This is a genomic window from Flavobacterium sp. CF108 (assembly GCF_900129795.1).
In the GTDB taxonomy this organism is placed as follows: Bacteria; Bacteroidota; Bacteroidia; order Flavobacteriales; family Flavobacteriaceae; genus Flavobacterium.
Map to the genome: position 1 here is coordinate 610,520 of NZ_FQWW01000001.1, position 21,134 is coordinate 631,653.

General features: G+C 32.5%; 24 protein-coding genes. 17 read left to right on the top strand and 7 right to left on the bottom strand.

Features of this window, described 5'->3' with window-relative positions; translation table 11 throughout:
- Positions 1 to 4: 4 nt before the first annotated feature.
- The 3 genes from argC to BUE10_RS02705 are packed head-to-tail and all read right to left on the bottom strand — an operon-like array spanning position 5 to position 2,871.
- Positions 5 to 982, bottom strand: coding sequence for an N-acetyl-gamma-glutamyl-phosphate reductase (argC, locus tag BUE10_RS02695; RefSeq protein ID WP_073482114.1), 978 nt, complete (start codon positions 980 to 982; stop codon positions 5 to 7).
- Positions 975 to 2,168 (bottom strand): argininosuccinate synthase, encoded by a 1,194-nt coding sequence (locus BUE10_RS02700; RefSeq protein WP_073482116.1) that lies wholly within the window; start codon positions 2,166 to 2,168, stop codon positions 975 to 977. The genes argC and BUE10_RS02700 overlap by 8 nt, the downstream gene beginning before the upstream one ends.
- A gap of 55 nt (positions 2,169 to 2,223) precedes the next feature.
- Positions 2,224 to 2,871, bottom strand: coding sequence for a GNAT family N-acetyltransferase (locus BUE10_RS02705; RefSeq protein ID WP_073482118.1), 648 nt, complete (start codon positions 2,869 to 2,871; stop codon positions 2,224 to 2,226).
- 201 nt (positions 2,872 to 3,072) lie between these two features.
- On the opposite strand from BUE10_RS02705, the gene BUE10_RS02710 reads away from it, so the two are divergent.
- Entirely contained in the window at positions 3,073 to 3,312 is a 240-nt protein-coding gene (locus tag BUE10_RS02710) for a hypothetical protein (RefSeq protein ID WP_143055965.1), read from the top strand.
- 115 nt (positions 3,313 to 3,427) lie between these two features.
- Here BUE10_RS02710 and BUE10_RS02715 read toward each other — a convergent pair whose 3' ends face one another.
- Positions 3,428 to 5,698, bottom strand: a complete 2,271-nt coding sequence (locus BUE10_RS02715; protein WP_073482122.1) for a M1 family metallopeptidase — start codon at positions 5,696 to 5,698, stop codon at positions 3,428 to 3,430.
- Positions 5,699 to 5,886: 188 nt separating this feature from the next.
- Here BUE10_RS02715 and BUE10_RS02720 point away from each other — a divergent pair, with 188 nt between their 5' ends.
- The 3 genes from BUE10_RS02720 (at position 5,887) to BUE10_RS02730 (ending at position 7,976) form a co-directional block, all read left to right on the top strand.
- Positions 5,887 to 6,738, top strand: coding sequence for an aldose 1-epimerase family protein (locus BUE10_RS02720; protein ID WP_073482124.1), 852 nt, complete (start codon positions 5,887 to 5,889; stop codon positions 6,736 to 6,738).
- Positions 6,739 to 6,744: 6 nt separating this feature from the next.
- Positions 6,745 to 7,293: a GNAT family N-acetyltransferase gene (locus tag BUE10_RS02725; RefSeq protein ID WP_053472166.1), complete on the top strand. Its 549-nt coding sequence runs from the start codon at positions 6,745 to 6,747 to the stop codon at positions 7,291 to 7,293.
- 125 nt (positions 7,294 to 7,418) lie between these two features.
- Positions 7,419 to 7,976, top strand: a complete 558-nt coding sequence (locus BUE10_RS02730; RefSeq protein WP_073483023.1) for a DUF3575 domain-containing protein — start codon at positions 7,419 to 7,421, stop codon at positions 7,974 to 7,976.
- A 2-nt stretch (positions 7,977 to 7,978) separates the two neighbouring features.
- Here the strand turns inward: BUE10_RS02730 and BUE10_RS02735 are convergent, their stop codons facing one another.
- Positions 7,979 to 8,203, bottom strand: a complete 225-nt coding sequence (locus BUE10_RS02735; RefSeq protein WP_073482126.1) for a VF530 family protein — start codon at positions 8,201 to 8,203, stop codon at positions 7,979 to 7,981.
- A gap of 91 nt (positions 8,204 to 8,294) precedes the next feature.
- Positions 8,295 to 8,933, bottom strand: a complete 639-nt coding sequence (locus BUE10_RS02740; protein WP_073482128.1) for an outer membrane beta-barrel protein — start codon at positions 8,931 to 8,933, stop codon at positions 8,295 to 8,297.
- 138 nt (positions 8,934 to 9,071) lie between these two features.
- Here BUE10_RS02740 and smpB point away from each other — a divergent pair, with 138 nt between their 5' ends.
- The 3 genes from smpB to BUE10_RS02755 all read left to right on the top strand — a co-directional run bounded on the left by smpB (position 9,072) and on the right by BUE10_RS02755 (position 11,338).
- Entirely contained in the window at positions 9,072 to 9,527 is a 456-nt protein-coding gene (smpB, locus tag BUE10_RS02745; protein WP_073482130.1) for an SsrA-binding protein SmpB, read from the top strand.
- Between the two features lie 78 nt (positions 9,528 to 9,605).
- Positions 9,606 to 10,247 (top strand): DUF4136 domain-containing protein, encoded by a 642-nt coding sequence (locus BUE10_RS02750; protein WP_073482132.1) that lies wholly within the window; start codon positions 9,606 to 9,608, stop codon positions 10,245 to 10,247.
- An 83-nt stretch (positions 10,248 to 10,330) separates the two neighbouring features.
- Positions 10,331 to 11,338, top strand: coding sequence for a helix-turn-helix domain-containing protein (locus BUE10_RS02755; RefSeq protein WP_073482134.1), 1,008 nt, complete (start codon positions 10,331 to 10,333; stop codon positions 11,336 to 11,338).
- Between the two features lie 29 nt (positions 11,339 to 11,367).
- On the opposite strand, the gene BUE10_RS02760 is transcribed toward BUE10_RS02755, so the two are convergent.
- Positions 11,368 to 12,009: a protein-L-isoaspartate(D-aspartate) O-methyltransferase gene (locus BUE10_RS02760; protein ID WP_073482136.1), complete on the bottom strand. Its 642-nt coding sequence runs from the start codon at positions 12,007 to 12,009 to the stop codon at positions 11,368 to 11,370.
- Positions 12,010 to 12,128: 119 nt separating this feature from the next.
- On the opposite strand from BUE10_RS02760, the gene BUE10_RS02765 reads away from it, so the two are divergent.
- From BUE10_RS02765 to BUE10_RS02810, 10 genes are all read left to right on the top strand, one after another.
- Entirely contained in the window at positions 12,129 to 13,133 is a 1,005-nt protein-coding gene (locus BUE10_RS02765) for an RDD family protein (RefSeq protein WP_073482138.1), read from the top strand.
- A gap of 114 nt (positions 13,134 to 13,247) precedes the next feature.
- A complete protein-coding gene (locus tag BUE10_RS02770) occupies positions 13,248 to 14,213 on the top strand; it encodes a Gfo/Idh/MocA family protein (protein ID WP_073482140.1) in 966 nt (321 codons plus the stop codon).
- A 91-nt stretch (positions 14,214 to 14,304) separates the two neighbouring features.
- Positions 14,305 to 15,192 carry a 3-hydroxyacyl-CoA dehydrogenase family protein gene (locus tag BUE10_RS02775; RefSeq protein ID WP_073482142.1) on the top strand — a complete coding sequence of 296 codons (888 nt, stop codon included), beginning with the start codon at positions 14,305 to 14,307 and terminating at the stop codon, positions 15,190 to 15,192.
- 9 nt (positions 15,193 to 15,201) lie between these two features.
- Positions 15,202 to 15,789: a hypothetical protein gene (locus tag BUE10_RS02780; protein ID WP_073482144.1), complete on the top strand. Its 588-nt coding sequence runs from the start codon at positions 15,202 to 15,204 to the stop codon at positions 15,787 to 15,789.
- Complete coding sequence (locus tag BUE10_RS02785; protein WP_073482146.1) at positions 15,786 to 16,460, top strand: YggS family pyridoxal phosphate-dependent enzyme; 675 nt, start codon at positions 15,786 to 15,788, stop codon at positions 16,458 to 16,460. The genes BUE10_RS02780 and BUE10_RS02785 overlap by 4 nt, the downstream gene beginning before the upstream one ends.
- Positions 16,461 to 16,526: 66 nt before the next feature.
- Positions 16,527 to 16,874 carry a four helix bundle protein gene (locus BUE10_RS02790; RefSeq protein ID WP_073482148.1) on the top strand — a complete coding sequence of 116 codons (348 nt, stop codon included), beginning with the start codon at positions 16,527 to 16,529 and terminating at the stop codon, positions 16,872 to 16,874.
- A 91-nt stretch (positions 16,875 to 16,965) separates the two neighbouring features.
- Positions 16,966 to 18,327 carry an exonuclease domain-containing protein gene (locus BUE10_RS02795; RefSeq protein ID WP_073482150.1) on the top strand — a complete coding sequence of 454 codons (1,362 nt, stop codon included), beginning with the start codon at positions 16,966 to 16,968 and terminating at the stop codon, positions 18,325 to 18,327.
- Between the two features lie 30 nt (positions 18,328 to 18,357).
- The gene (locus tag BUE10_RS02800) at positions 18,358 to 19,197 is read left to right on the top strand and encodes an ion transporter (protein ID WP_073482152.1); all 840 of its coding nucleotides are present in this window, start codon (positions 18,358 to 18,360) and stop codon (positions 19,195 to 19,197) included.
- A gap of 153 nt (positions 19,198 to 19,350) precedes the next feature.
- Positions 19,351 to 20,271, top strand: coding sequence for a tRNA (adenosine(37)-N6)-dimethylallyltransferase MiaA (miaA, locus tag BUE10_RS02805; protein ID WP_073482154.1), 921 nt, complete (start codon positions 19,351 to 19,353; stop codon positions 20,269 to 20,271).
- Between the two features lie 86 nt (positions 20,272 to 20,357).
- Positions 20,358 to 21,104: an acyl-[acyl-carrier-protein] thioesterase gene (locus tag BUE10_RS02810; RefSeq protein ID WP_073482156.1), complete on the top strand. Its 747-nt coding sequence runs from the start codon at positions 20,358 to 20,360 to the stop codon at positions 21,102 to 21,104.
- Positions 21,105 to 21,134 lie beyond the last annotated feature (30 nt).

Below are 21,134 nucleotides of genomic sequence, written 5' to 3' on the forward strand. Positions count from 1 at the left end.
ATTATTAAAATCCGCTTGGTCTCAAATTTAAACCTGTGGTTTCTTCTAAACCGAACATTAAATTCATGTTTTGAATCGCTTGTCCCGAAGCACCTTTGGTTAAGTTATCTATAATTGATGTTATGAGAACCCGGTTTCCTTTTTTCAATAAACTAATGATACATTTATTCGTTTGCACCACTTGCTTTAGGTTAATATTTGTTGTGGTAACAGTTACAAAAGGTTCGTTTTTATAGAAATCGTCGTATTTCTCTACTAATTGTTCCAAACTATCATCACATAATGTATATAAAGTTGCAAAAATTCCTCTTGGAAAATCTCCTCTATTCGGAATAAAAAGCAATTCGCTTTCGAAATCATCTTGCAGCTGAACCAAACTTTCTGAAATTTCACCTAAATGCTGGTGTTCAAAAGCTTTATAATGCGACATATTATTGTTTCTCCAGCTGAAATGAGAAGTTTCTGAAAGCCCGACTCCTGCACCAGTACTTCCGGTTGTAGCATTAATATGAACATCATTATTTAGCATATTATGTTCTGCTAATGGCAATAAAGCCAATTGTATAGCTGTTGCAAAACAACCAGGATTTGCAATATAATTTGCTTTTTTGATTTCTGCTTTGTTCAATTCCGGTAAACCGTAAACAAAATCTTTTCCTTGAAAATGAGCGTCTTTATTCAATCTGAAATCATTTCCTAAATCGATAATTTTAGTGTGACTTGCAAATGCCTTTTCCTGTAAAAATGAAATTGATTTTCCGTGGCCTAAACATAAAAACACCACATTTACGTTAGGATTTATTATATCTGTAAAATTCATTTCGATGTCACCCATCAAATCGTGGTGCGCCACAGAAAGTGGTTTTCCGGCATTTGTTGTACTGTAAACAAAATCGATGTTTACTTTTGGGTGATACATTAAAATTCTGATGAGTTCTCCGGCTGTATAACCCGAACCACCAATTATTCCGACATTAATCATGATCTAAGTGATTTACAGATGAAAATATGTTTTGTGCATTTCCAAGAATCTTGATAAATCCTTTTGCATCATCAGATGTCCATGCGTTGTTCATTTCTCCGTATTGACCAAAACCTGTGTTCATTAAATCGTTTTTAGATTCGATTCCGTCAAGTGAGAAATGGTATGGTTTTAATGAAACTGTAACAGTTCCGTTTACTGTTTTTTGAGTGTCTTGCAGGAAAGTTTCAATGTTTCTCATAACCGGATCTAAGAACTGACCTTCATGAAATAACATTCCGTACCAGTTTCCTAATTGTTCTTTCCAGTATTGCTGCCATTTTCCTAGCGTATGTTTCTCTAATAAATGGTGTGCTTTGATGATAATTAAAGGTGCTGCAGCTTCAAAACCAACTCTTCCTTTAATTCCGATAATGGTATCTCCTACGTGAATATCTCTACCAATTGCGTACGCATTTGCTAGTTTTTCCAACGCCACAATATTGTTTGATGGTTTGTCTGTTTTACCATTTATTCCAACTAATTCTCCCTGTTCAAAATGTAAGGTTACTTTTTCTTCTCCTTCTTTTTTCAATTGAGACGGATAAGCTTCACTTGGCAATGGCTGACCAGAAGTTAAAGTTTCTTTTCCTCCTACGCTTGTTCCCCAAAGTCCTTTATTGATAGAATATTGTGCTTTTTCCCAAGAATAGTGAACTCCGTTTTGAGCTAAATAATCCACTTCTTCTTGTCTTGAAAGTTTTAAATCTCTAATTGGTGTAATGATTTCGATCTCCGGCGCAATGGTTTGGAAAATTAAATCAAAACGAATTTGGTCATTTCCAGCACCTGTACTTCCGTGTGCGATTGCGCTTGCTCCAACTTTTTTAGCATATTTTATAGCTTCAATTGCTTGAAAAACACGTTCTGCACTTACAGATAACGGATAAGTATTGTTTTTTAATACGTTTCCGAAAATCAAATATTTTATAGCTTTATCATAATATTTGTCTACGATGGTAAGGTTTGCGTGTTGTGCGCTTCCTAATTCGTAAGCTCTTTTTTCAATGGCTGATAATTCTTCTGCGTCAAATCCTCCTGTATCTACAAGTACAGTGTGAACTTCGTATCCTTTTTCATTTTTTAAATATTTCAAACAATACGAGGTATCTAATCCTCCGCTATAAGCTAATACTACTTTTTTCATTTTTTATAATTTTGGCCAATACTTTCGTATTTAGCAGTTTGAGATTTCTTTTTGGTTAAATTTTAAATAAAAAAACAAATGACAATATTTTGTTTAAAAACAAAGCTTGTTTGATTTTTTTAAGTCTGCTTAAAACAGCCTCGTTAAAAGGATGTCTTGGCGGTGTTTTTTGTTTTTCTTTTGGATCGTACAACATTCCGGTGCAAAGGCACATTTTGTTTTCCTTGCTTTGCAGGATTTCATAGTTCGTGCAAGTTTTACAACCCGACCAAAAACTAGGATCTGTCGTTAATTCTGAGAAAGGAACGGGTTTATAACCTAATTCAGAATTGATTTTCATAACTGCCAAACCAGTTGTGATTCCGAATATTTTAGCGTCTGGATATCTCTTCAAAGAGTAATCAAAAACTTTAGATTTTATCTTTTTTGCCAAACCTAAACTTCTGTAGTCAGGATGTACAATTAATCCAGAATGTGCCACAAATTTTCCGTGCTGCCAACTTTCGATGTAACAAAAACCAGCAAATTTCCCGTCTGCCAGAGCAATCATCGCATCGCCATTCGACATTTTTTTCTGAATATACTCAGGAGTTCTTTTAGCAATCCCTGTACCTCTTAACAAGGCAGATGATTCTATCGTATCGCAGATTTCTTGTGCGAATTTGAAGTGTTCTTCCTGGGTAACAACAATAGAGATCTTCATTTCAATAATTGAAGTTAGAGTTAAAAATTAAAGCATATTGTTTAGTTTGAAATCCAGAATTGAATCCAATAAAATTAAGCAAAATAGAAGTAACATCTTCAAAATCAAAAAGTTGATCAAGAAAATTTACAAAATAATAAATACTTTTAGGATATGTTTGTCCAATGGACAAATTATGTGATTTCAAAATGAAAAATGGATATGAATAAATATACGGCTATAAAACTCAGTGAATACTATAAAGATAGTATCCGTACTTCGGGAGAAGTACTAGGTGAGTTTGTCCGTGACAAAGAAGTTGTATGTAAACTTATTTTATTCATCGGTGCAAAAGTACATTATTTTTTTATTCACAAAACAAAAAATCAAAATTCTAACATTTTTTTAATGAAAAGTTATTTTTTAGAAAGGTACAAAGGTGCAAAGGTTCTGAGGAACTAAGGTTTTAAATCTGGGCGCAAAAACCTGAAACCTGAAACCTGAAACTTAAAAACAAAATAAAAACCCGATAGTCATTATAACTATCGGGTTTTTAAATATTTCTATTTTTGAATTATTACTTTTTCGTAAATGGAATTACTTGTCCATTATCTATAAGTGTCATATCGAAACCTGTTTTAGCTTCATTAAATTTGAATTTCAATCCTGCTCTTTTTGATTCAAATGTATCTTTTTCACCTGCAACAGGAGTTAAAGTAAATTTTGGGTAGTTTGGAAGTTCAGCATTTAAAACGCTGTTTTTCTCTGTCAATTCAATTGTTAAAGGCGATTTTGTAGTACCATAAGTCCCAACAAAACCATCTAAAATAATATCTTTTTCAACTTTTCCCTTTCCCGCAGTCCACACATTATTACTTTCGTTATAATCTGGGAAAGCGTGATCTGGATCTAGTGTAATACTTTCAATTTCTTCTGTTGAGTTGTGTTTGAAAGACCACTCGTTGTTACGCTGCCAAATTTCTACCGGAAGTTTAACTCTTGTTACTTTTCCGCTTTTTGTTTTAACGTCTAAAACAATTGGCATTGGCATTTTGTCGAAGTTCTCAACATTGATTACAACACCTTTTGCCGGATCATTTTTTACATATTTAATCCAGTTGATTCCTTGGTCAAATCTCCAGTTGTTTACGAACCAGCTTCTCCAGAACCAGCTTAAATCTTCACCAGCAACATTTTCAATTGTTCTAAAGAAATCGTCCGGAGTTGGGTGTTTGTAAGCCCAGCGCTCTACATAAGTACGTAATGCCTTATCAAAACGCTCTTGTCCTAAAACCTGCTCTCTTAAAATAACTAATCCTGCACTTGGTTTTGCATAACATAAAACGCCAATATTAGCTTCCTTCATATTATCAGGAGAGCTCATAATGGTTTCTAATTTAGGGTCTGTGAAATATTCTGCTTCTTCATGCAAATTAGATGCAGGCTGTTTGTATTCACCATTATTAAAATCGTAAGAACTTACAGAGTTAATAAAGGTATTGAAACCTTCATCCATCCAGGCAAAATAACGCTCGTTTGAACCTACAATCATTGGAAACCAAATATGTCCAAATTCGTGATCTGTAACTCCCCATAAATCATCTCCTTTAGATTTCCATCCGCAGAAAACAATTCCAGGATATTCCATTCCACCCTCGTTTCCTGCTACGTTGGTAGCTGCAGGATAAGGATATTCGAACCATCTTTTAGAATAATTTTCGATTGACGCTTTAGTATATTCTGTAGAACGTCCCCAAGCATCATTTCCTGAACTTTCTACAGGATATGCTGATAATGCTAAAGATTTTTTTCCGCTTGGTAAGTTTATTTTTGCTCCATCTAAAATAAAAGCCGGAGATGATGCCCAAGAAAAATCACGTGCATTTTTAATTTTATAATGCCAGGTTTTTTGTGCCGAAGCATTACTGTTTGCAGTTGCAGCAACTTCATCTGCAGAACGAATTATAACGGTTTTATCACTTTGAGAAGCATCTTTATATCTTTTCAATTGTTCTGCAGAAAAAACTTCTGCTCCGTTTATTAATTCTCCAGAACCTACAACATAATGGTTTGCAGGAACAGTCAATTTCACATCAAAATCTCCATATTCTAAATAAAACTCAGAAGCTCCTAAATACGGTGCCGTATTCCAGCCTCTTACATCATCATACACACACATACGCGGATACCATTGTGCAATTGTGAATATTTTTCCGTTTTTAGTTTCTAAAACTCCCATTCTGTCTGAACCTTCAAATGGTGCAATGAATGAGAATTCAATTTTAATTTTTACAGAAGCTCCTTTTGCAGCTAATTCCTGTGGAAGGAAAATCTGCATTCTGGTATCTGTAACAATATATTTAGCGTCAACTTCAGTTTTGGTTTTTCCTCCAGAAATTACTTTTACTGATTTAATCTTATTTCCTCCGTCAAAAACCTGACCTTGAGCTCCGTTACGGCTTCCGGTTAAAGGCACAACAGCATTTCCTCTAGAATCTTCTTTAAATAAATTTTGATCTAAATTCAGCCAAAGAAATCCAAGTTTATCAGGACTATTATTTGTATATGTAATTTCATCTGTACCTACAATTTCATTTGTAGTTCCGTTTAGCTTCGCCGTTATTTGATAATCAGCTCTGTTTTGCCAGTATTCAACTCCCGGCTGACCGCTTGCTGTACGCGTCGAAGTACCGTTTTTAGTATAAAAATGTGGTGCAAATGCATCGTGATAATTATAATTGTTTGCTGGATTTGCTGTCGTCGCCGGCGGAGTCTGCTGCGCCCAAACTGAAGAAATCCCAACAAGTAAAGCCATGGTTAAAAAGGCTCTTGAAGATTGTTTTTTCATATTTTTTAGCTGTTTATGTAGCAAATTAATGAAAAAAAAAGCTATTTACAGAGAAAACGAAAAGGATAAATTTAATTTTAGCAAAAATTTATTAAAAAAATAATTCTAAGCTTTTTCCTAAAAAAATAAAATTTATAAAATATATTTACATCAAGATTTAAGACTAATTCTTTTCAATAAACAACATTTTGAGCACAACTATATCAAATTCAACACTTAAGGCTTCGATTAAAAATGCCGGAGCAGAATTGTTCTCTTTAAAAGACAATCAAAATAAAGAATATATCTGGGAAGGAAATCCTGATTTTTGGGGCAAACACTCTCCTATTCTTTTCCCTATTGTTGGTACTTTAAAAAACAATACTTACACTATTGATAAAAAAGAATATCAATTGCCAAGACATGGTTTTGCAAGAGATATGGAATTTCAACTAATTGAAAAAAGCGGAAATAGTGCTGTTTTTTCTTTAGAATCAAATGCCGAAACTTTAAAAAAATATCCTTTTGAATTTGAACTGCAGCTTATTTATACGTTAGAAAATACTACGTTAAATATAGAATATGTAGTCATCAATAAAAGTGAATCAAAAATGCCTTTCTCAATTGGGGCGCATCCGGCAATTGCTCTTCCTGAAAAGTTTGAAAATTATGCTTTTAAGTTTGAAAAAGCTGAACCTTTGAAATATAATCTTCTTGAAAATGATTTGATTTCGAATAAAACCGAAACTTTAAAAACTACTGAGAATGTTGTTCCGCTAAACTATAAACTTTTTGAAAATGATGCTTTGGTTTTTAAAACCTTAGAATCTAATTCCTTAACCATTCTCGAAAATTCAAAACCTTATGTACAGGTTGAATTTGAAGATTTTCCGAGTTTAGGAATCTGGACAAAAGACCAAGCTCCTTTTGTTTGTATTGAACCTTGGTTTGGATATTCGGATACAGCAGATAATTCAGGGGATTTGTTTAAAAAAGAAGGAATTTTGATTCTAGATGTAGATCAGTCATTTCATTCAAAATTCAGTATTAAAATAGTATAATTTAAGATGTTAGAATTTAACTTTCACCCATTTCCGGTAATCGAAACGGAGCGTTTACTTTTAAGAAGAATTACGAATGATGATGTAAATGAAGTTTTCGAATTGCGTTCGAATCCTGAAACTATGAAATATATTCCGCGACCATTAGTTAAAAATAATGAAGATGCTCTGGAACATATTGCTATGATTGAGGAGAAGATTGAAACCAATGTTGGAATTAATTGGGGAATTACATTAAAGGATAATCCAAAACTTCTTGGGATTATTGGTTATTACAGAATGCAGCCCGAAAATCATCGTGCCGAAATTGGTTATATGTTATCGCCTGATTTTCATGGAAAAGGTATTATTCCAGAAGCTGTAAATAGATTAATACAATATGGTTTTGAAGATTTAAAACTGCATTCGATCGAAGCCGTAATTGATCCGGAAAATTATGCATCTGAAAAAGTATTACAAAAATGTGGTTTCGTGAAAGAAGCTCATTTAAAAGAAGCTGAACTTTATGAAGGCAAATTTCTGGATAAAGTAATTTATTCTTTACTCCAGAATTAACCCTTTTACTATTCCGCACAAAAAACATTTCTTGTTAAAATCATCTATTCCTGCAATAGTAAATGCGCTATTGCGTTATATTTGTGGCCAAAAACAGATTACGTCCGCGATCACAAAAAAATACCATGAAAAAATTATTCGCCTTTATTGTTCTTTTTTTATCCATACAATTACAAAGTCAAACCTTTATAAAATTTAACGGAGCTACTGCTTTAGTAGGTATTCCAAATGTTGGTATCGAAACCAGTATTGGCGAAAAAACTACCTTTAGTTTTGATGTTATGGCTTCTTTCTGGAAATCGTTTAACGGAAATAGCCCAATGGAATTTTACACTTTTACTCCAGAAGTTCGTTATCATTTTAAAGAAAAATATAACGGATTTTATGTTGGTGCTCACGCAGGTCCTGATTTTTATCAATTACAAAAATGGAATTACTGGAATACTAACAAGTACGAACACGGTTTTGGCTACCGTTTAGGAGTTACAGTAGGTTATAATATTAAATTGAACGATAAATTTTTACTGGATATTTTTGCCGGAGGCGGATGGCATCAGGGTTTTTATCATGGATATTATAATGACGGAACGCCAGGAAGGTATGAAAAAGCGCAACACTGGAACAAAAGCGGAGAATGGCTTCCGTATCGCGGCGGTGTAATGCTTTCGTATAAACTGAACTAAAATCAGCTGAATTTAGGAAGCGTTTTTACATATAATTCTTCTACTTTTTTTCGCGCCCAATCGGTTTTTCTTAAAAAAGTAAGGCTTGATTTTACACTCGGGTTTGACATAAAGCATTTTACAGGAATTAATTCTCCTAAAGTGTCAAAACCATAATAATCAACCAAAGTTTCTACAATTCTTTGAAGTGTGATTCCGTGCAGCGGATCTTTAGATTTATTTTCCATTTTATATAATTTAAATAATACAAAAGACCGTCCTCAAAAAGAACGGTCTTTTTTGCAAAATTAACGAATTCACCTAATACAATTCGCTAAATTAGAATATGAATTTAAATCCAAAAGAAAGCGGAGAAGTTAAATTTGGTTTACTTCCTGCTAAAGTTGTGTTATAAAACGGATCTACATTTGCAACATGCGCCAACCCAAAATTTGTAACCGTCGTTTTTTCTCCATCTTTAGGCTCAAGCGTTGTAGAAGTAAAATTAGCCAAATCATAAGAGAACTCAACTGAGAAGTTTTTCGTTACAAAATAATCAAAACCTCCTGATACTGATAATCCTACCTGATTAACTTTTAATCCGCTTTCTTTTTCTTTTCCGGTAATAACTGGTACAGCCGCTTGTCCAAAAAAGTACAACGAACCCGCTACATTCCAATATTTTCTTGCCAAAGGCTGAATCACAAATAAATCTGTTTTTGCAGCTGTTCCAGCGTTAGAATCTGCTTTTATATTAATAAACCCAATTCCTGCTCCAACAGCAACTGAAGGCGTAACAAATGTACCAACAACTGGAAGTACAGATAAACTTGTGTTTTTCAAATCTGCAGTTTTTGTCTGCTGATAACCAAATTGCGAAGTCGCAAACCAAGCTCCTTTTAAACCTTGAGCCGAATCCTGAGCTTTTACAGATAAACCAATTAATGCAATACCAACTAATGTAAAAATCTTTTTCATTTTAAGTTTGTTTTATAATTACAGAACAAACTTATGAGTAAGGTTTTGTGCCAAAGCTGATTAAAATCATAGATTAAAAGAAATCTTTAATTATATTTGACAGTATGAATGTCTTGCAATTTTCTTACTTTTGCCACCATGTTAAAATCAGTCAATATACTTAATAAGAGAGCTCGTTTTGATTACGAGATAATCGACACTTATACTGCCGGAATTGTTTTGGCGGGAACCGAAATTAAATCGATACGTTTAGGAAAAGCGAATATTACAGAAAGCTTTTGCGAATTTAGCGGTTTGGAGCTTTTTGCTATCAATACTTATATAGAAGAATATTCTTTTGGAAATCAGTTTAATCATAAATCAAGAAGCGAACGTAAATTGCTTTTAAACAAAAAAGAATTAAAAACACTTCATAAAAGCGTTCAGGCAAAAGGTCTTACTATTGTTCCGCTTAAGTTATTTACGAACGAAAAAGGTCTTGCAAAACTGCAAATTGGTCTTTGTAAAGGAAAGAAAAACTACGACAAACGTGAATCTCTAAAAGAACAAGATACAAAACGCGACTTAGACAGGATTAAAAAAGCGTACAACTAATCTTTCATTTATTCTAGCTAAATCTATGTTTATCAAAATTTTATAGTTATTTTTATAGAAACAATATAACTGTAAAATATGAAAAAGTACTTAATTCTACTCATTGCAATTCTGTCACTTTCAGGTTGTGGCAGTAACACCACTATTGTAAACAGTTGGAGAGATCCAAAAATAACGGTTGCTCAGGAACACTTTAAAAAAGTCTTAGTTGTTGCTTTAGTTAAAGATGAAGCTTCGAGGAGAATTACCGAAAATCGAATTGCATCAAGTAATCCGATTTTTAAAACTTCTTACCAATACTTAAACGAAACTACCAAAGAACTTACAAAGGAGCAAAAGCTAAAAATTCTTCAGGACGAAAATTTTGACGGCGTTGTAACCATGCGTTTGGTAAGCACCGAAAAAGAAACTACTTATGTTCCCGGATCTTACACAGGAATGTATTACGGCGGTTTCGACGGCTTATATTCTGGAGTTTATGGTTATGGTTTCGGAAATTGGTACGGAATGTATTCTCCTGCTTACTATGATCCTGGTTATTATCAGGAAACAACCTATTATATGGTTGAAACCAATATTTTTTCTTTAAAAGAAAATAAACTAATCTGGACCGGAACTACAAAATCAGATTATGTTACAGACTTAGGCCAAACTGTAGATGCTATTATGCAGGCCGTAGTTAAAGAAATGAGAAAAGACGGTTCTTTACCTCCAAAATAAAATAAGAGAAAGCAATATTTAAAGTATTGCTTTTTTTATAACTTTTAGAATGACTAAATTTGTCAAGACTTTAATTTTCATAAATGAAATCGTTACTAAAAAATGCCAGAGAACAAAAAGGATTAAAAACCCGTGAAGTTGCTCAACTTCTGAGAATTGATCAGGCATTAATCAGCAAATTTGAATCTGGAACCAGAAAACCAACCAAAGATCAAATTATAAAACTCGCCCAGCTTTTAGAAATTGATTACGAAACTTTAATGATTGCCTGGCTCAAAGAAAAAATTCTTTATGAAATTGGTGATGAAGAATTTGCATTAAAAGCTCTAATTTTAGTGGAACAAGAAATTCAAAACAATAAAAAAGAAATTAACTCTACAATCGTTTCTTCCGTTCAAAATATCTTAGATGAAATTGAAATATTAAAAAATAAAATTCAATCTTTTAATCATTTTGAATTACGTCAAATTTCAAAGACATTAGAATTAGAATTTATTTTTAAAAGCATTCGTTTAAACGGAAATTCTTTGACGTTGGAAGAAACTAAATCTGTTATAAATGATGGTTTAACCATTTCTGACAAAAGCATTCAAAATCATCTTGAAGCTATAAATTTTCAAGAAACAGCATTATACATCAAAGATTTAAATCAAAAGAAAATATCTTTAAATGAAAAAGATTTTCTTTCTATTCATAATTTAATTTTTAGAGGGATTGAATCTGAAAATTCAGGGAAATATAAAAATGATTCATTGATTTTACGTAAAATGAATTTATTTTTTAATTGGTACGAATCACATAAAAACAATCTTCATCCCATAATTCTTGCATCTGAAGCACATCTAAAAATACTTGAAATCAATCCTTTTGAAAATGGAAATCTTCAAATGGCAAATTTGACATTGAATTGGATCTTACTTCAACATAATTATGTGTATGCTTCAATTGAAGACAATCAAGAAAATATAAATGAATATTTATCTGTTTTGGAAGAAAGTCAACTTCAAAAGGATCAATCGATTTTTATAAATTATATCTTAAAAATTGAAAAGGAAAATCTAAATCGAGCTATCCAATTAATTGTAAAATAAGAAAAAGCCCAGCTAACCGGGCTTTCTTATTAATTTTTATCTTCTAATAAAGGAACAAATCTAAATTCTCCAAACTCATGTTTTTCAAATTGAGTTTCATTCTTTCTAATTAACAAAGTCATAATCTGAACATCCTCTCCAAGCGGAATTACCAGCCTTCCACCTATTTTTAACTGCGCCATTAACGGCTGTGGAATAAATGGCGCGCCTGCCGTTACAATAATACTATCAAACGGAGCATAATGCGGCAACCCTTTATAACCATCACCAAAAGAAACATGTTTAGGGCGAATATTTAATTTCGGAAATAAAATTGAAGTCTGTTTAAACAATTCGTTTTGTCTTTCGATAGTATACACTTTTGCACCCAAAGCAAATAAAACTGCCGTTTGGTAACCTGAACCAGTTCCAATTTCCAGAATTTTGTGATCTTTTTTTACTTCTAACAGCTGCGATTGAAACGCCACAGTGTACGGCTGCGAAATAGTCTGCCCCGCACCAATAGGAAAAGCCTTATCCTGATAGGCAAAATCTTCAAAACTTGAATTCAAAAAAAGGTGTCTTGGGATTTTTTTTATCGCATCCAGAACCGTTCTATCAGTAATTCCTTTTTGTTCTAAAGTACTTACTAATTGATTACGAAGTCCTTGATGTTTGGCAGTGTCTTTCAAAATGGGTAGGTTTTATTCTCGCAAAAATAAGAAAACAAATCATCAATTATCAAGTACTTTTTAATCATTTAATTTCTATTTTTGATTTATTCTCTAACCTGAATGAATTCTAATATTTTATGAAAAAAATTATACTCGTTTTATCTTTACTTTTTTCGCTCTTAGGCATTTTAAGATCCTTTTTTTTCGTTTTTTATGATTTTGAAGAGGTAACAGAATTTCTAAATTTTATAGTATTCAGGATTCAGCCATATGGTTTCGCAGGAATGGATATCTATGTTCCAAGACACTTAATTAATGGAAATGCAGAAGGCGGTTCAATTTCAATGGGACTTATAAATTTGTCTTTTTTTCTAACTTTTCTTTCGGGTACTATTATTTATTATTTTTCAAAATATAAGGAAACAAAGCTGTTAGTTTTCAATTACAGCTTAATGTTTTTAGATTCTATAATAAAAGTATTTTATTTTATTGCTCTTTTTAATATTAGCAAACTCCGCGTTTATGATGTTCTCTATATTATAGTTACTTTATTATACATTTTTATACCCTATTATTTCATAACCAAGGAATTAAATCCTAACATTATTGATAATGACAATCAAATAACAGAAAGCAATCTTGACAACTCTTCAAATTCTAAGCGTTTTATAAATTTACTTATTGATTCTTTCGTTATAATTGTTATTGTTTTTGGATTTATCAGTTATGCGGAAAGAAATCAAGAATCAGCTTCTGTTTTCACTTATTTTAGAATGGTATTTGGAGATAAATTTGCTGCTATAGCATTCTTTTGCACCATTAAATTTATTTATTACTTAGTATTTGAATCTATATTTAAAACTACGCCTGCTAAAGCCATAACAGCATGCAATGTGATAGATGAAGAAGGAAATTCTCCTAATTTTTCGATCATTTTAAAACGAACATTATTACGATTTGTTCCTTTTGAAAGTTTCTCTTTTTTAATGGGTAAAAATCTGCATGACGACTATTCAGATACATATGTTGTCAATAAAAAAATAGATCGTAAAATTGAAGATCGATATACACTATTTTTAGCAGTTGCATTCGGTATACTCATCGTTACTTATTTTTTTATGTCTAGCAGATATCCATACTAGTTCATAAAAACAAACAAGTAAGATTGATTTTTAATTTATAGAATCACTAAATCTTTACTACATTCATTTTCACGTTCGACAAATAAATTATATTTTTGTTTAAAATACATTCTCATGTTAAAAGTAGGAGTTTTAGGTGCTGGTCATCTTGGTAAAATACATTTACGCTTATTACAACAATCTGACAAATACGAATTAGTTGGATTTTACGACGAAAATCAAGAAAATGCCGAAAGAATCTCAAAAGAATTTGGCTATAAAAATTTCAGCACAATTGCAAAACTTATACACGCTGTCGATGTAATCGACATTGTAACTCCAACACTTTCTCACTACAAATGTGCAAAAGTGGCAATTAAATCAGGAAAACATATCTTTATTGAAAAGCCAATTGCCAATACCGTTGAAGAAGCCGAAGAAATTATCGCTTTAGCAAAAGAATACAACGTAAAAGGACAAGTTGGTCATGTTGAGCGTTTTAACCCAGCTTTTATCGCTACAAAAAACATGATCGAAAATCCAATGTTTATTGAAACGCATCGTTTGGCAGAGTTTAATCCGCGTGGTACAGACGTTCCTGTAGTTTTGGATTTAATGATTCATGATATTGATGCAATTTTAAGTGTTGTCAAATCAAAAGTAAAAAACATTAATGCAAGCGGCGTTTCGGTTATCAGCGAAACTCCTGATATTGCAAATGCCCGAATTGAATTCGAAAATGGCTGCGTTGCGAATTTAACTGCCAGCAGAATCTCTTTAAAGAATATGCGTAAATCACGTTTCTTTCAAAAAGATGCCTACATTTCAGTTGACTTTTTAGAGAAAAAATGTGAAGTAGTTCGTATGAAAGATGCGCCAGAAGTTCCCGGAGATTTTGATATGATCCTGCAAAATGCCGAAGGTGTAAAAAAACAAATCTATTTTACAAATCCAGATGTAGAGCAAAACAACGCAATTCTTGACGAATTAGAATCTTTTGCAGATGCTATAAACACAGATACAACTCCGGTTGTAACACTTGAGCAGGCAACAGATGCATTGCGTGTAGCTTATCAAATTATTGATTGTTTCGATAAATAATATAAAAATATAACTCATTATTTTTAAGGTTTAAAGCTGGCAGAAAAGCCACTTTAAACCTTAACTTTTAAAATTTAAATACCAAAACAAAATGAAAACTATAGCTGTAATTGGTGCAGGAACAATGGGTAACGGAATTGCTCATACATTTGCACAAAGCGGATTTACCGTAAAACTAATCGACGTTTCTGAAAAATCATTAGATAAAGGAATGGCAACTATTGCGGCCAATTTAGACCGTATGCTTGCAAAAGGAACAATTACACAGGAAGATGTTGCTAAAACAATCACCAATATTATTACCTACACTGATATTAAAGATGGCGTTGTTGGCGCTGATTTAGTTGTAGAAGCGGCAACCGAAAATGTAGAATTAAAACTAAACATTTTCAAGCAGTTAAACGAAGCTTGTTCTCACAATACCATTTTAGCAACCAATACATCTTCAATCTCAATTACGCAAATTGGTTCTGTAGTTGCACATCCTGAGCGTGTTATCGGAATGCACTTTATGAATCCGGTGCCAATTATGAAATTGGTTGAAATCATTCGCGGTTACAATACCAGCGATGAAGTAACAAAAATCATCATGGACTTATCTGTAAAACTTGGTAAAGTTCCAGTTGAAGTAAACGATTATCCAGGTTTCGTAGCAAATAGAATTTTAATGCCAATGCTAAATGAATCAATCGAAACGTTATATAATAAAGTTGCCGGAGTTTACGAAATTGACACGGTAATGAAATTAGGAATGGGACACCCAATGGGACCACTTCAATTAGCTGATTTTATTGGTCTTGATGTTTGTCTTGCTATTTTAAACGTAATGTACGAAGGTTTCAAAAATCCAAAATATGCTCCTTGCCCATTATTAGTAAATATGGTTAGAGCCGGAAAACTGGGTGTAAAATCTGGTGAAGGTTTTTACAATTACAGCGAAAGTAAAAAAGCAGAGAAAATCTCTAAGCAGTTTATCTAGAAAATAATTATGAGGAATCTGTTTTTAATTGTGGTGCATTTTACAACAATCATTTGTATATCTCAAAACACAAATCCAGATTCTGATAAAAAGTTTACAATTCATGAAATTGACAGCATCTCTGACAAAAATGGCAGATATATAATTTCAGAAGGAAAAATAGAAGCAATTCTCGAAACTAAAGCTAAGAAGCAAAAGACAAAAATTCTAAACGGAAGCGGAGGTTTCTCATACAATCTTTATCAGTATCATTTTAATGAAGAGAAATACAATGCGTTATCACAAATAGAACAGAGAAAATATAATTTTGATAAATACACTAATTTAATAAAAGGAAAATATCATCAGGCAATTCATTATGAAAATGCGTATTCTGAAAATATTTATGGTGAGTTTTATTATTTTAAAACATTGCTTTTTTATGTAAAAATTAGAATTATTAAATCAGAAAATAATAAAGAAGATATTTCAGAAACATTCAGCTTGAGTCTTGCAGAATTAGACGATCCAAAAGAAATAAAAAGTTTTTTCATTATTGTAAAAAGCTGGGTGAACGAAAAAAATAATGAAATATTAAAGATTTACAACCGAAAATGAGTGCAATAAAGCAAAATCTGATTCAAATAAAATCAACACTTCCTGAAAATGTAACTCTAGTTGCCGTTTCAAAAACAAAACCTGTTTCAGATTTGATACAGGCTTATGAAGCCGGACAGCGTATTTTTGGAGAAAACAAAATTCAGGAAATGACTGAAAAATGGGAACAAATGCCAAAAGACATTCAATGGCATATGATTGGTCATGTTCAGTCGAATAAAGTCAAATTTATGGCACCGTTTGTGAGTTTGATTCATGGAGTTGACAGTTTGAAATTATTACAGGAAATCAACAAGCAAGCTTTAAAAAATAACAGAACAATAGATTGCCTTCTTCAAATGTATATTGCCGAAGAAGAATCTAAATTTGGTTTAGACGAAAAAGAACTAAATGAACTTTTAACTTCTGTGGAGTTTAAAGAGTTAAAAAATATTCGTATCTTAGGTTTAATGGGAATGGCAACCTTTACAGAAGATCAAAATCAAATAAAAAAAGAATTTACTCATTTAAAATCAATTTTTGATTCACTAAAAAATATTGACGGATATGGTAAAGACGCACTGCAGTTCGTCTCTACAATTTCAATGGGAATGTCCGGAGATTATCAACTTGCAATAGAATGCGGCAGCACAATGGTTCGCATTGGAAGCAGCATTTTTGGAGGAAGATAATTTTCAATATCAATTGCAATTACAAAAATCAATATCAATTGCAAAAGTCAAAAGTTAGTAATTTAAATGGAAAAAATATTCAATTTTGAAGATCGATTAGTTCGTTTTGCAGGAGAATGTATTTTCTTTACAAGACAATTAGAAAAAATATTTGAAAACGAATATTATAAAAATCAATTGATCAGATCATCTGGAAGTGCATCTTTAAATTTTGGAGAAGCACAAGGAACAATAACTGATAAAGATTTTATTTTTAAAGTTTCTTTAGTTGTAAAAGAGCTAAAAGAATCCAGAAACTCATTAAAAATTCTAGATTATATTAAAGAAGGTGAAAACGAAAAAAGAAATAAACTTTTAATTGAAGTAGAACAGCTTATCGCAATTTCATCAAAAATGATAATAAATAAAAGATAACCTTTCAATGACAATTACAATAACAATTGCAAATTTCATTATTGACTTTTGAAATTGAAATTGATTTTTGAAATTGACATTGACATTGAATATGTACGCAATACTTGACATAGAAACTACTGGAGGACAGTTTAATGAAGAAGGAATTACTGAAATTGCCATCTATAAATTTGATGGACATGAAGTAATAGACCAGTTCATAAGCCTTGTCAATCCTGAAATTCCGATTCAGCCTTTCGTAGTAAAACTGACCGGAATCAACAATGCTATGTTACGCTCAGCTCCAAAGTTTTACGAAGTTGCCAAACGCATAATCGAAATAACTACCGACTGCGTTATTGTCGCTCACAACGCATCTTTTGACTACCGAATTTTACGAACTGAATTCAGACGTTTAGGCTACGATTTTGAAGCCAGAACACTTTGTACGGTAGAATTAGCAAAAAAACTAATTCCAGAACAACCATCATACAGCTTAGGAAAACTAGTGCGTGCCCTCGGAATCCCAATGGCCGACAGACATCGCGCCAGCGGAGACGCCATGGCAACCACAAAGCTTTTTAAAATGCTTCTTGAAAAAGACGTCGAAAAAACAATTGTAAAAGACTTTATAAAACTTGAAATCGAAAAAGGAATTGCGCCAAAATTCCTTGACCTTTTAAGCCAAATGCCAGCAAAAACCGGTGTTTATTACATTTATAATGAAAGCGGAACTCTAATATACATTGGCAAAAGCCAAAATATTAAAAAGAGAATCAATCAGCATTTTACCGGAATCACAACTAAAAGCAAAAAAATTCAAGCTGAAGTTTTCACCATTACTTATGATGAAACTGGAAGTGAATTAATTGCACTTTTAAAAGAAAGCGAAGAAATTAAAATAAACAGACCAAGATACAATCGTGCACAGCGTAAAACAATTTTTCAATACGCTTTATATGCCGAAAAAGATGCTCAGGGATATTTGAACCTAAAACTTGAAAAAGCCGACGGGCGTAAAAAAGAAATCAGCTCTTATGCTTCTTTGCAGGAAGGCAAAAACGCACTTTTTAAATTCACGGCAAAATATCATTTGTGTCAAAAATTAACCGGATTATACCAAACTAAAAAAGAGTGTTTTCAATATAAAATAAAAGAATGCGACGGAGCCTGTATTGGCGAAGTTACTCCGGAAATATATAATTTAAGAGTAAAGCAATTCATCTCAGAAAACAGTTTCGAAAACAAAAGCCTGATTTTGATCGACAGAGGTCGAAATGTAAATGAACGAAGCGCTATTTTAATAGAAAAAGGTGTCTATAAAGGTTACGCCTATTACGATCTTAATTATCAGATTACAAACATCGATATCCTAAAAAATATCCTAACACCCATGCAGCACAATCGCGATGTAAAAAACATAATTCAAAGCTACATCCGTAAAAGTAAATCTCTTAAAATCCTCAATTTTTAACAAAACAAAACTTTCATTATCTTCGCAGATATGAAAAACAGAAAATCAAAATACGAAATCTTTAGAGAAAAAATCAAAATTATCCTGTATGGTACAAACACCATTTTAGGACGAATGTTCGATTTAGTTCTTTTAGGTTTGATTTTATTAAGTGTTCTTTTGATTATGATGGAAACTGTTCAGGGAATCAATCAAAAATACCATGAACAACTTATTATATGCGAATGGATTATAACTGTCTTTTTCACAATCGAATATATCTTAAGAATTATATCCATTCAAAAACCAATAAAATACATTTTCAGCTTTTACGGAATCATCGATTTACTTGCCGTATTACCCATGTATTTATCAATATTTTTTCCCGGCGCAAGCGTCTTATCAGTTATTAGAGCATTACGTTTCTTCAGATTATTCAAAATATTACATATTCCGCAAATCTCCCATCAATCGGCACAACTTCGGGATGCGATCGAAGCCAGTAAAGAAAAGATTTTAGTATTCATCTATTTTGTACTCATCAGCACCGTAATCATTGGTACAATTATGTACTTAGTCGAAGGCAAAGAATCAGGATTTACCAGTATCCCAATGGCGATTTACTGGACAATAGTAACCTTAACAACAGTTGGTTACGGCGACATTTCACCTCAATCCCCTTTAGGGCAGTTTATTGCAGCACTGGTAATGATTTTAGGTTACGGAATCATTGCAGTTCCAACCGGAATTGTAACAGCAGAATTTGCAAAAAACACTTTAAAAAACAACACAGTAAGCGGTAAAAAAACATGCAGAAAATGTCAATCGCAAGTACATTTTGACAACGCCAAATACTGCTACGAATGCGGAACCCAATTGCCAAATAATTAATTTATGGAGCTAATCCAGCTGTACATTGCAACTCCTCCTTATCTTTGTTGTTTTTTTAAGGCATAAAAGGAGCTTCCGCTGGTCGCTCTTTTACACCAAAAAAAACGAACAAATATAAGTCCGGGGCTTCCATTTTCATCTGGGCTAAAAAATATGAAATACCTAATCACCATTGTCGGACCAACAGCTATAGGCAAAACAGCCTTGAGTATTGCTTTAGCACAACATTTTAAATGCGAAATCGTTTCTTGCGACAGTCGTCAGTTTTTTAAAGAAATGACAATTGGAACCGCAGTTCCCAATCAAGACGAACTCAATTCGGCCAAACATCATTTCATTCAAAATAAATCCATCTTCGAAAATTACACTGTTGGCGATTACGAAAAAGAAGCTTTAGCAAAAATTGAAGAACTATTTCAAAACAATGATTTTGTAATTCTTATTGGCGGATCTGGTTTATACGTTGATGCAATTTTAAAGGGTTTCGATGAATTTCCGGAAATTGATCCCGAAGTCCGTTCTCAAGTAAACTCAAATTATGAAAAACGCGGAATTGAATATCTTCAGGAACAATTAAAAAACCTAGATCCAGATTATTATCAAAAAATAACTTTAGAAAACCCGCAGACGCTGCAAAATCCACAGCGAATGATGCGTTTTGTAGAAGTCTGCATTGGAACACAAAAACCATATTCTTCTTTTTTAAATCAGAAGAAAAACAATAGAAACTTCACTCCTATTTTAATTGGTTTAGACGCTGACAGAGAAATCATTTACAGCCGAATTAACCAACGCGTTGATATTATGATAAACGAAGGTTTACTTGAAGAAGCAAAAGCCTTGTATCCTAACAAAGCGTTAAATGCGCTCCAAACCGTCGGTTATAGAGAATTATTTAGTTATTTTGACGAAGAATTCACGTTGCCTTTTGCCATTGAAGAAATCAAGAAAAACACCCGAAGATTCTCCAAAAGGCAATTAACGTGGTTCAAAAGAAACGAAAATACAAAATGGTTTGATTATGAAACAGATAGAAAAAACATTATAGATTACATAGAAAATCTTCTAAAGTAAAATCAAAAATCTTTTTTCTATACTCTTTCTTCTATTCTCAAATAGAAAAAATCTAAACTCAACAATCTAAAATCTAAAATAATAAAATGCCAATATCTCCAAATTTCACATCAGTTTTAAGTAAGGACTGGGAAATCAATTTCACACAATGCACGCCAGCAGGTTTCTTAAAATATACCGATTTGTGTAATATTTTACAATTAACCGCTGCCGCACATTCAGAAATTGGAGGAATTAGTTTTTATGATATGCAGGAATTTCACCAAGCCTGGGTTTTAAGCCGAATGCGAGTTGAAGTTCATGCCTTACCAAAATGGCAGGACGTTGTAACCGTAAAAACATGGATTAACAGTTTAGAGAATTCACGTTCTGTTCGTGCATTGGAAATGTATGTAAACGGAAAAAAAATCGTAGGCTGCGAAACCTATTGGGCAGTTTTCAATACACAAGCGCGCCGTCCAGAAGCTTTAGCACTTCCGTATGAGCATTTCGAATTATTCCCAGAAAAAAGAGCTACAGAAGAAGGATTTTCTAAAATAAACATCAATCACGAAAAAGAGGCCGTTTTTGAAAAAATAGTTTATTTATCTGATTTAGACATTGTAAATCATGTAAATAACGTAAAATATCTGGAATGGTGCCTTGATCACGTTGATCCAAAAAGAATCATGAAACAAGAAGTTAAAAGCTTCGAAATGAATTTCATGAAAGAACTTTCCCTAAAAGATAATGTTGTAATTCACGAAAGCGAAGATGATGATCATACTACAGCAACATTCAGCATTACAAAAGGTGAAAAAACTTGCTTTGCTTTGGAACTGCATTGGAAATAAAATTGCTATTTCATTCCTGCAAGGTTTTCA

Bases quoted from the DNA above. Each gene is read 5' to 3' on its own strand.
- BUE10_RS02725 (WP_053472166.1), top strand. From the start codon at position 6,745: ATGTTAGAATTTAACTTTCACCCATTTCCGGTAATCGAAACGGAGCGT.
- BUE10_RS02790 (WP_073482148.1), top strand. From the start codon at position 16,527: ATGGAAAAAATATTCAATTTTGAAGATCGATTAGTTCGTTTTGCAGGA.
- miaA (WP_073482154.1), top strand. From the start codon at position 19,351: ATGAAATACCTAATCACCATTGTCGGACCAACAGCTATAGGCAAAACA.
- BUE10_RS02755 (WP_073482134.1), top strand. From the start codon at position 10,331: ATGAAATCGTTACTAAAAAATGCCAGAGAACAAAAAGGATTAAAAACC.
- BUE10_RS02710 (WP_143055965.1), top strand. From the start codon at position 3,073: ATGAATAAATATACGGCTATAAAACTCAGTGAATACTATAAAGATAGT.
- BUE10_RS02780 (WP_073482144.1), top strand. From the start codon at position 15,202: ATGAGGAATCTGTTTTTAATTGTGGTGCATTTTACAACAATCATTTGT.
- BUE10_RS02705 (WP_073482118.1), bottom strand. From the start codon at position 2,871: ATGAAGATCTCTATTGTTGTTACCCAGGAAGAACACTTCAAATTCGCA.
- BUE10_RS02775 (WP_073482142.1), top strand. From the start codon at position 14,305: ATGAAAACTATAGCTGTAATTGGTGCAGGAACAATGGGTAACGGAATT.
- BUE10_RS02810 (WP_073482156.1), top strand. From the start codon at position 20,358: ATGCCAATATCTCCAAATTTCACATCAGTTTTAAGTAAGGACTGGGAA.
- BUE10_RS02730 (WP_073483023.1), top strand. From the start codon at position 7,419: ATGAAAAAATTATTCGCCTTTATTGTTCTTTTTTTATCCATACAATTA.
- BUE10_RS02770 (WP_073482140.1), top strand. From the start codon at position 13,248: ATGTTAAAAGTAGGAGTTTTAGGTGCTGGTCATCTTGGTAAAATACAT.
- BUE10_RS02740 (WP_073482128.1), bottom strand. From the start codon at position 8,933: ATGAAAAAGATTTTTACATTAGTTGGTATTGCATTAATTGGTTTATCT.
- BUE10_RS02700 (WP_073482116.1), bottom strand. From the start codon at position 2,168: ATGAAAAAAGTAGTATTAGCTTATAGCGGAGGATTAGATACCTCGTAT.
- BUE10_RS02765 (WP_073482138.1), top strand. From the start codon at position 12,129: ATGAAAAAAATTATACTCGTTTTATCTTTACTTTTTTCGCTCTTAGGC.
- BUE10_RS02750 (WP_073482132.1), top strand. From the start codon at position 9,606: ATGAAAAAGTACTTAATTCTACTCATTGCAATTCTGTCACTTTCAGGT.
- BUE10_RS02735 (WP_073482126.1), bottom strand. From the start codon at position 8,203: ATGGAAAATAAATCTAAAGATCCGCTGCACGGAATCACACTTCAAAGA.
- BUE10_RS02795 (WP_073482150.1), top strand. From the start codon at position 16,966: ATGTACGCAATACTTGACATAGAAACTACTGGAGGACAGTTTAATGAA.
- BUE10_RS02715 (WP_073482122.1), bottom strand. From the start codon at position 5,698: ATGAAAAAACAATCTTCAAGAGCCTTTTTAACCATGGCTTTACTTGTT.
- argC (WP_073482114.1), bottom strand. From the start codon at position 982: ATGATTAATGTCGGAATAATTGGTGGTTCGGGTTATACAGCCGGAGAA.
- BUE10_RS02785 (WP_073482146.1), top strand. From the start codon at position 15,786: ATGAGTGCAATAAAGCAAAATCTGATTCAAATAAAATCAACACTTCCT.
- smpB (WP_073482130.1), top strand. From the start codon at position 9,072: ATGTTAAAATCAGTCAATATACTTAATAAGAGAGCTCGTTTTGATTAC.
- BUE10_RS02800 (WP_073482152.1), top strand. From the start codon at position 18,358: ATGAAAAACAGAAAATCAAAATACGAAATCTTTAGAGAAAAAATCAAA.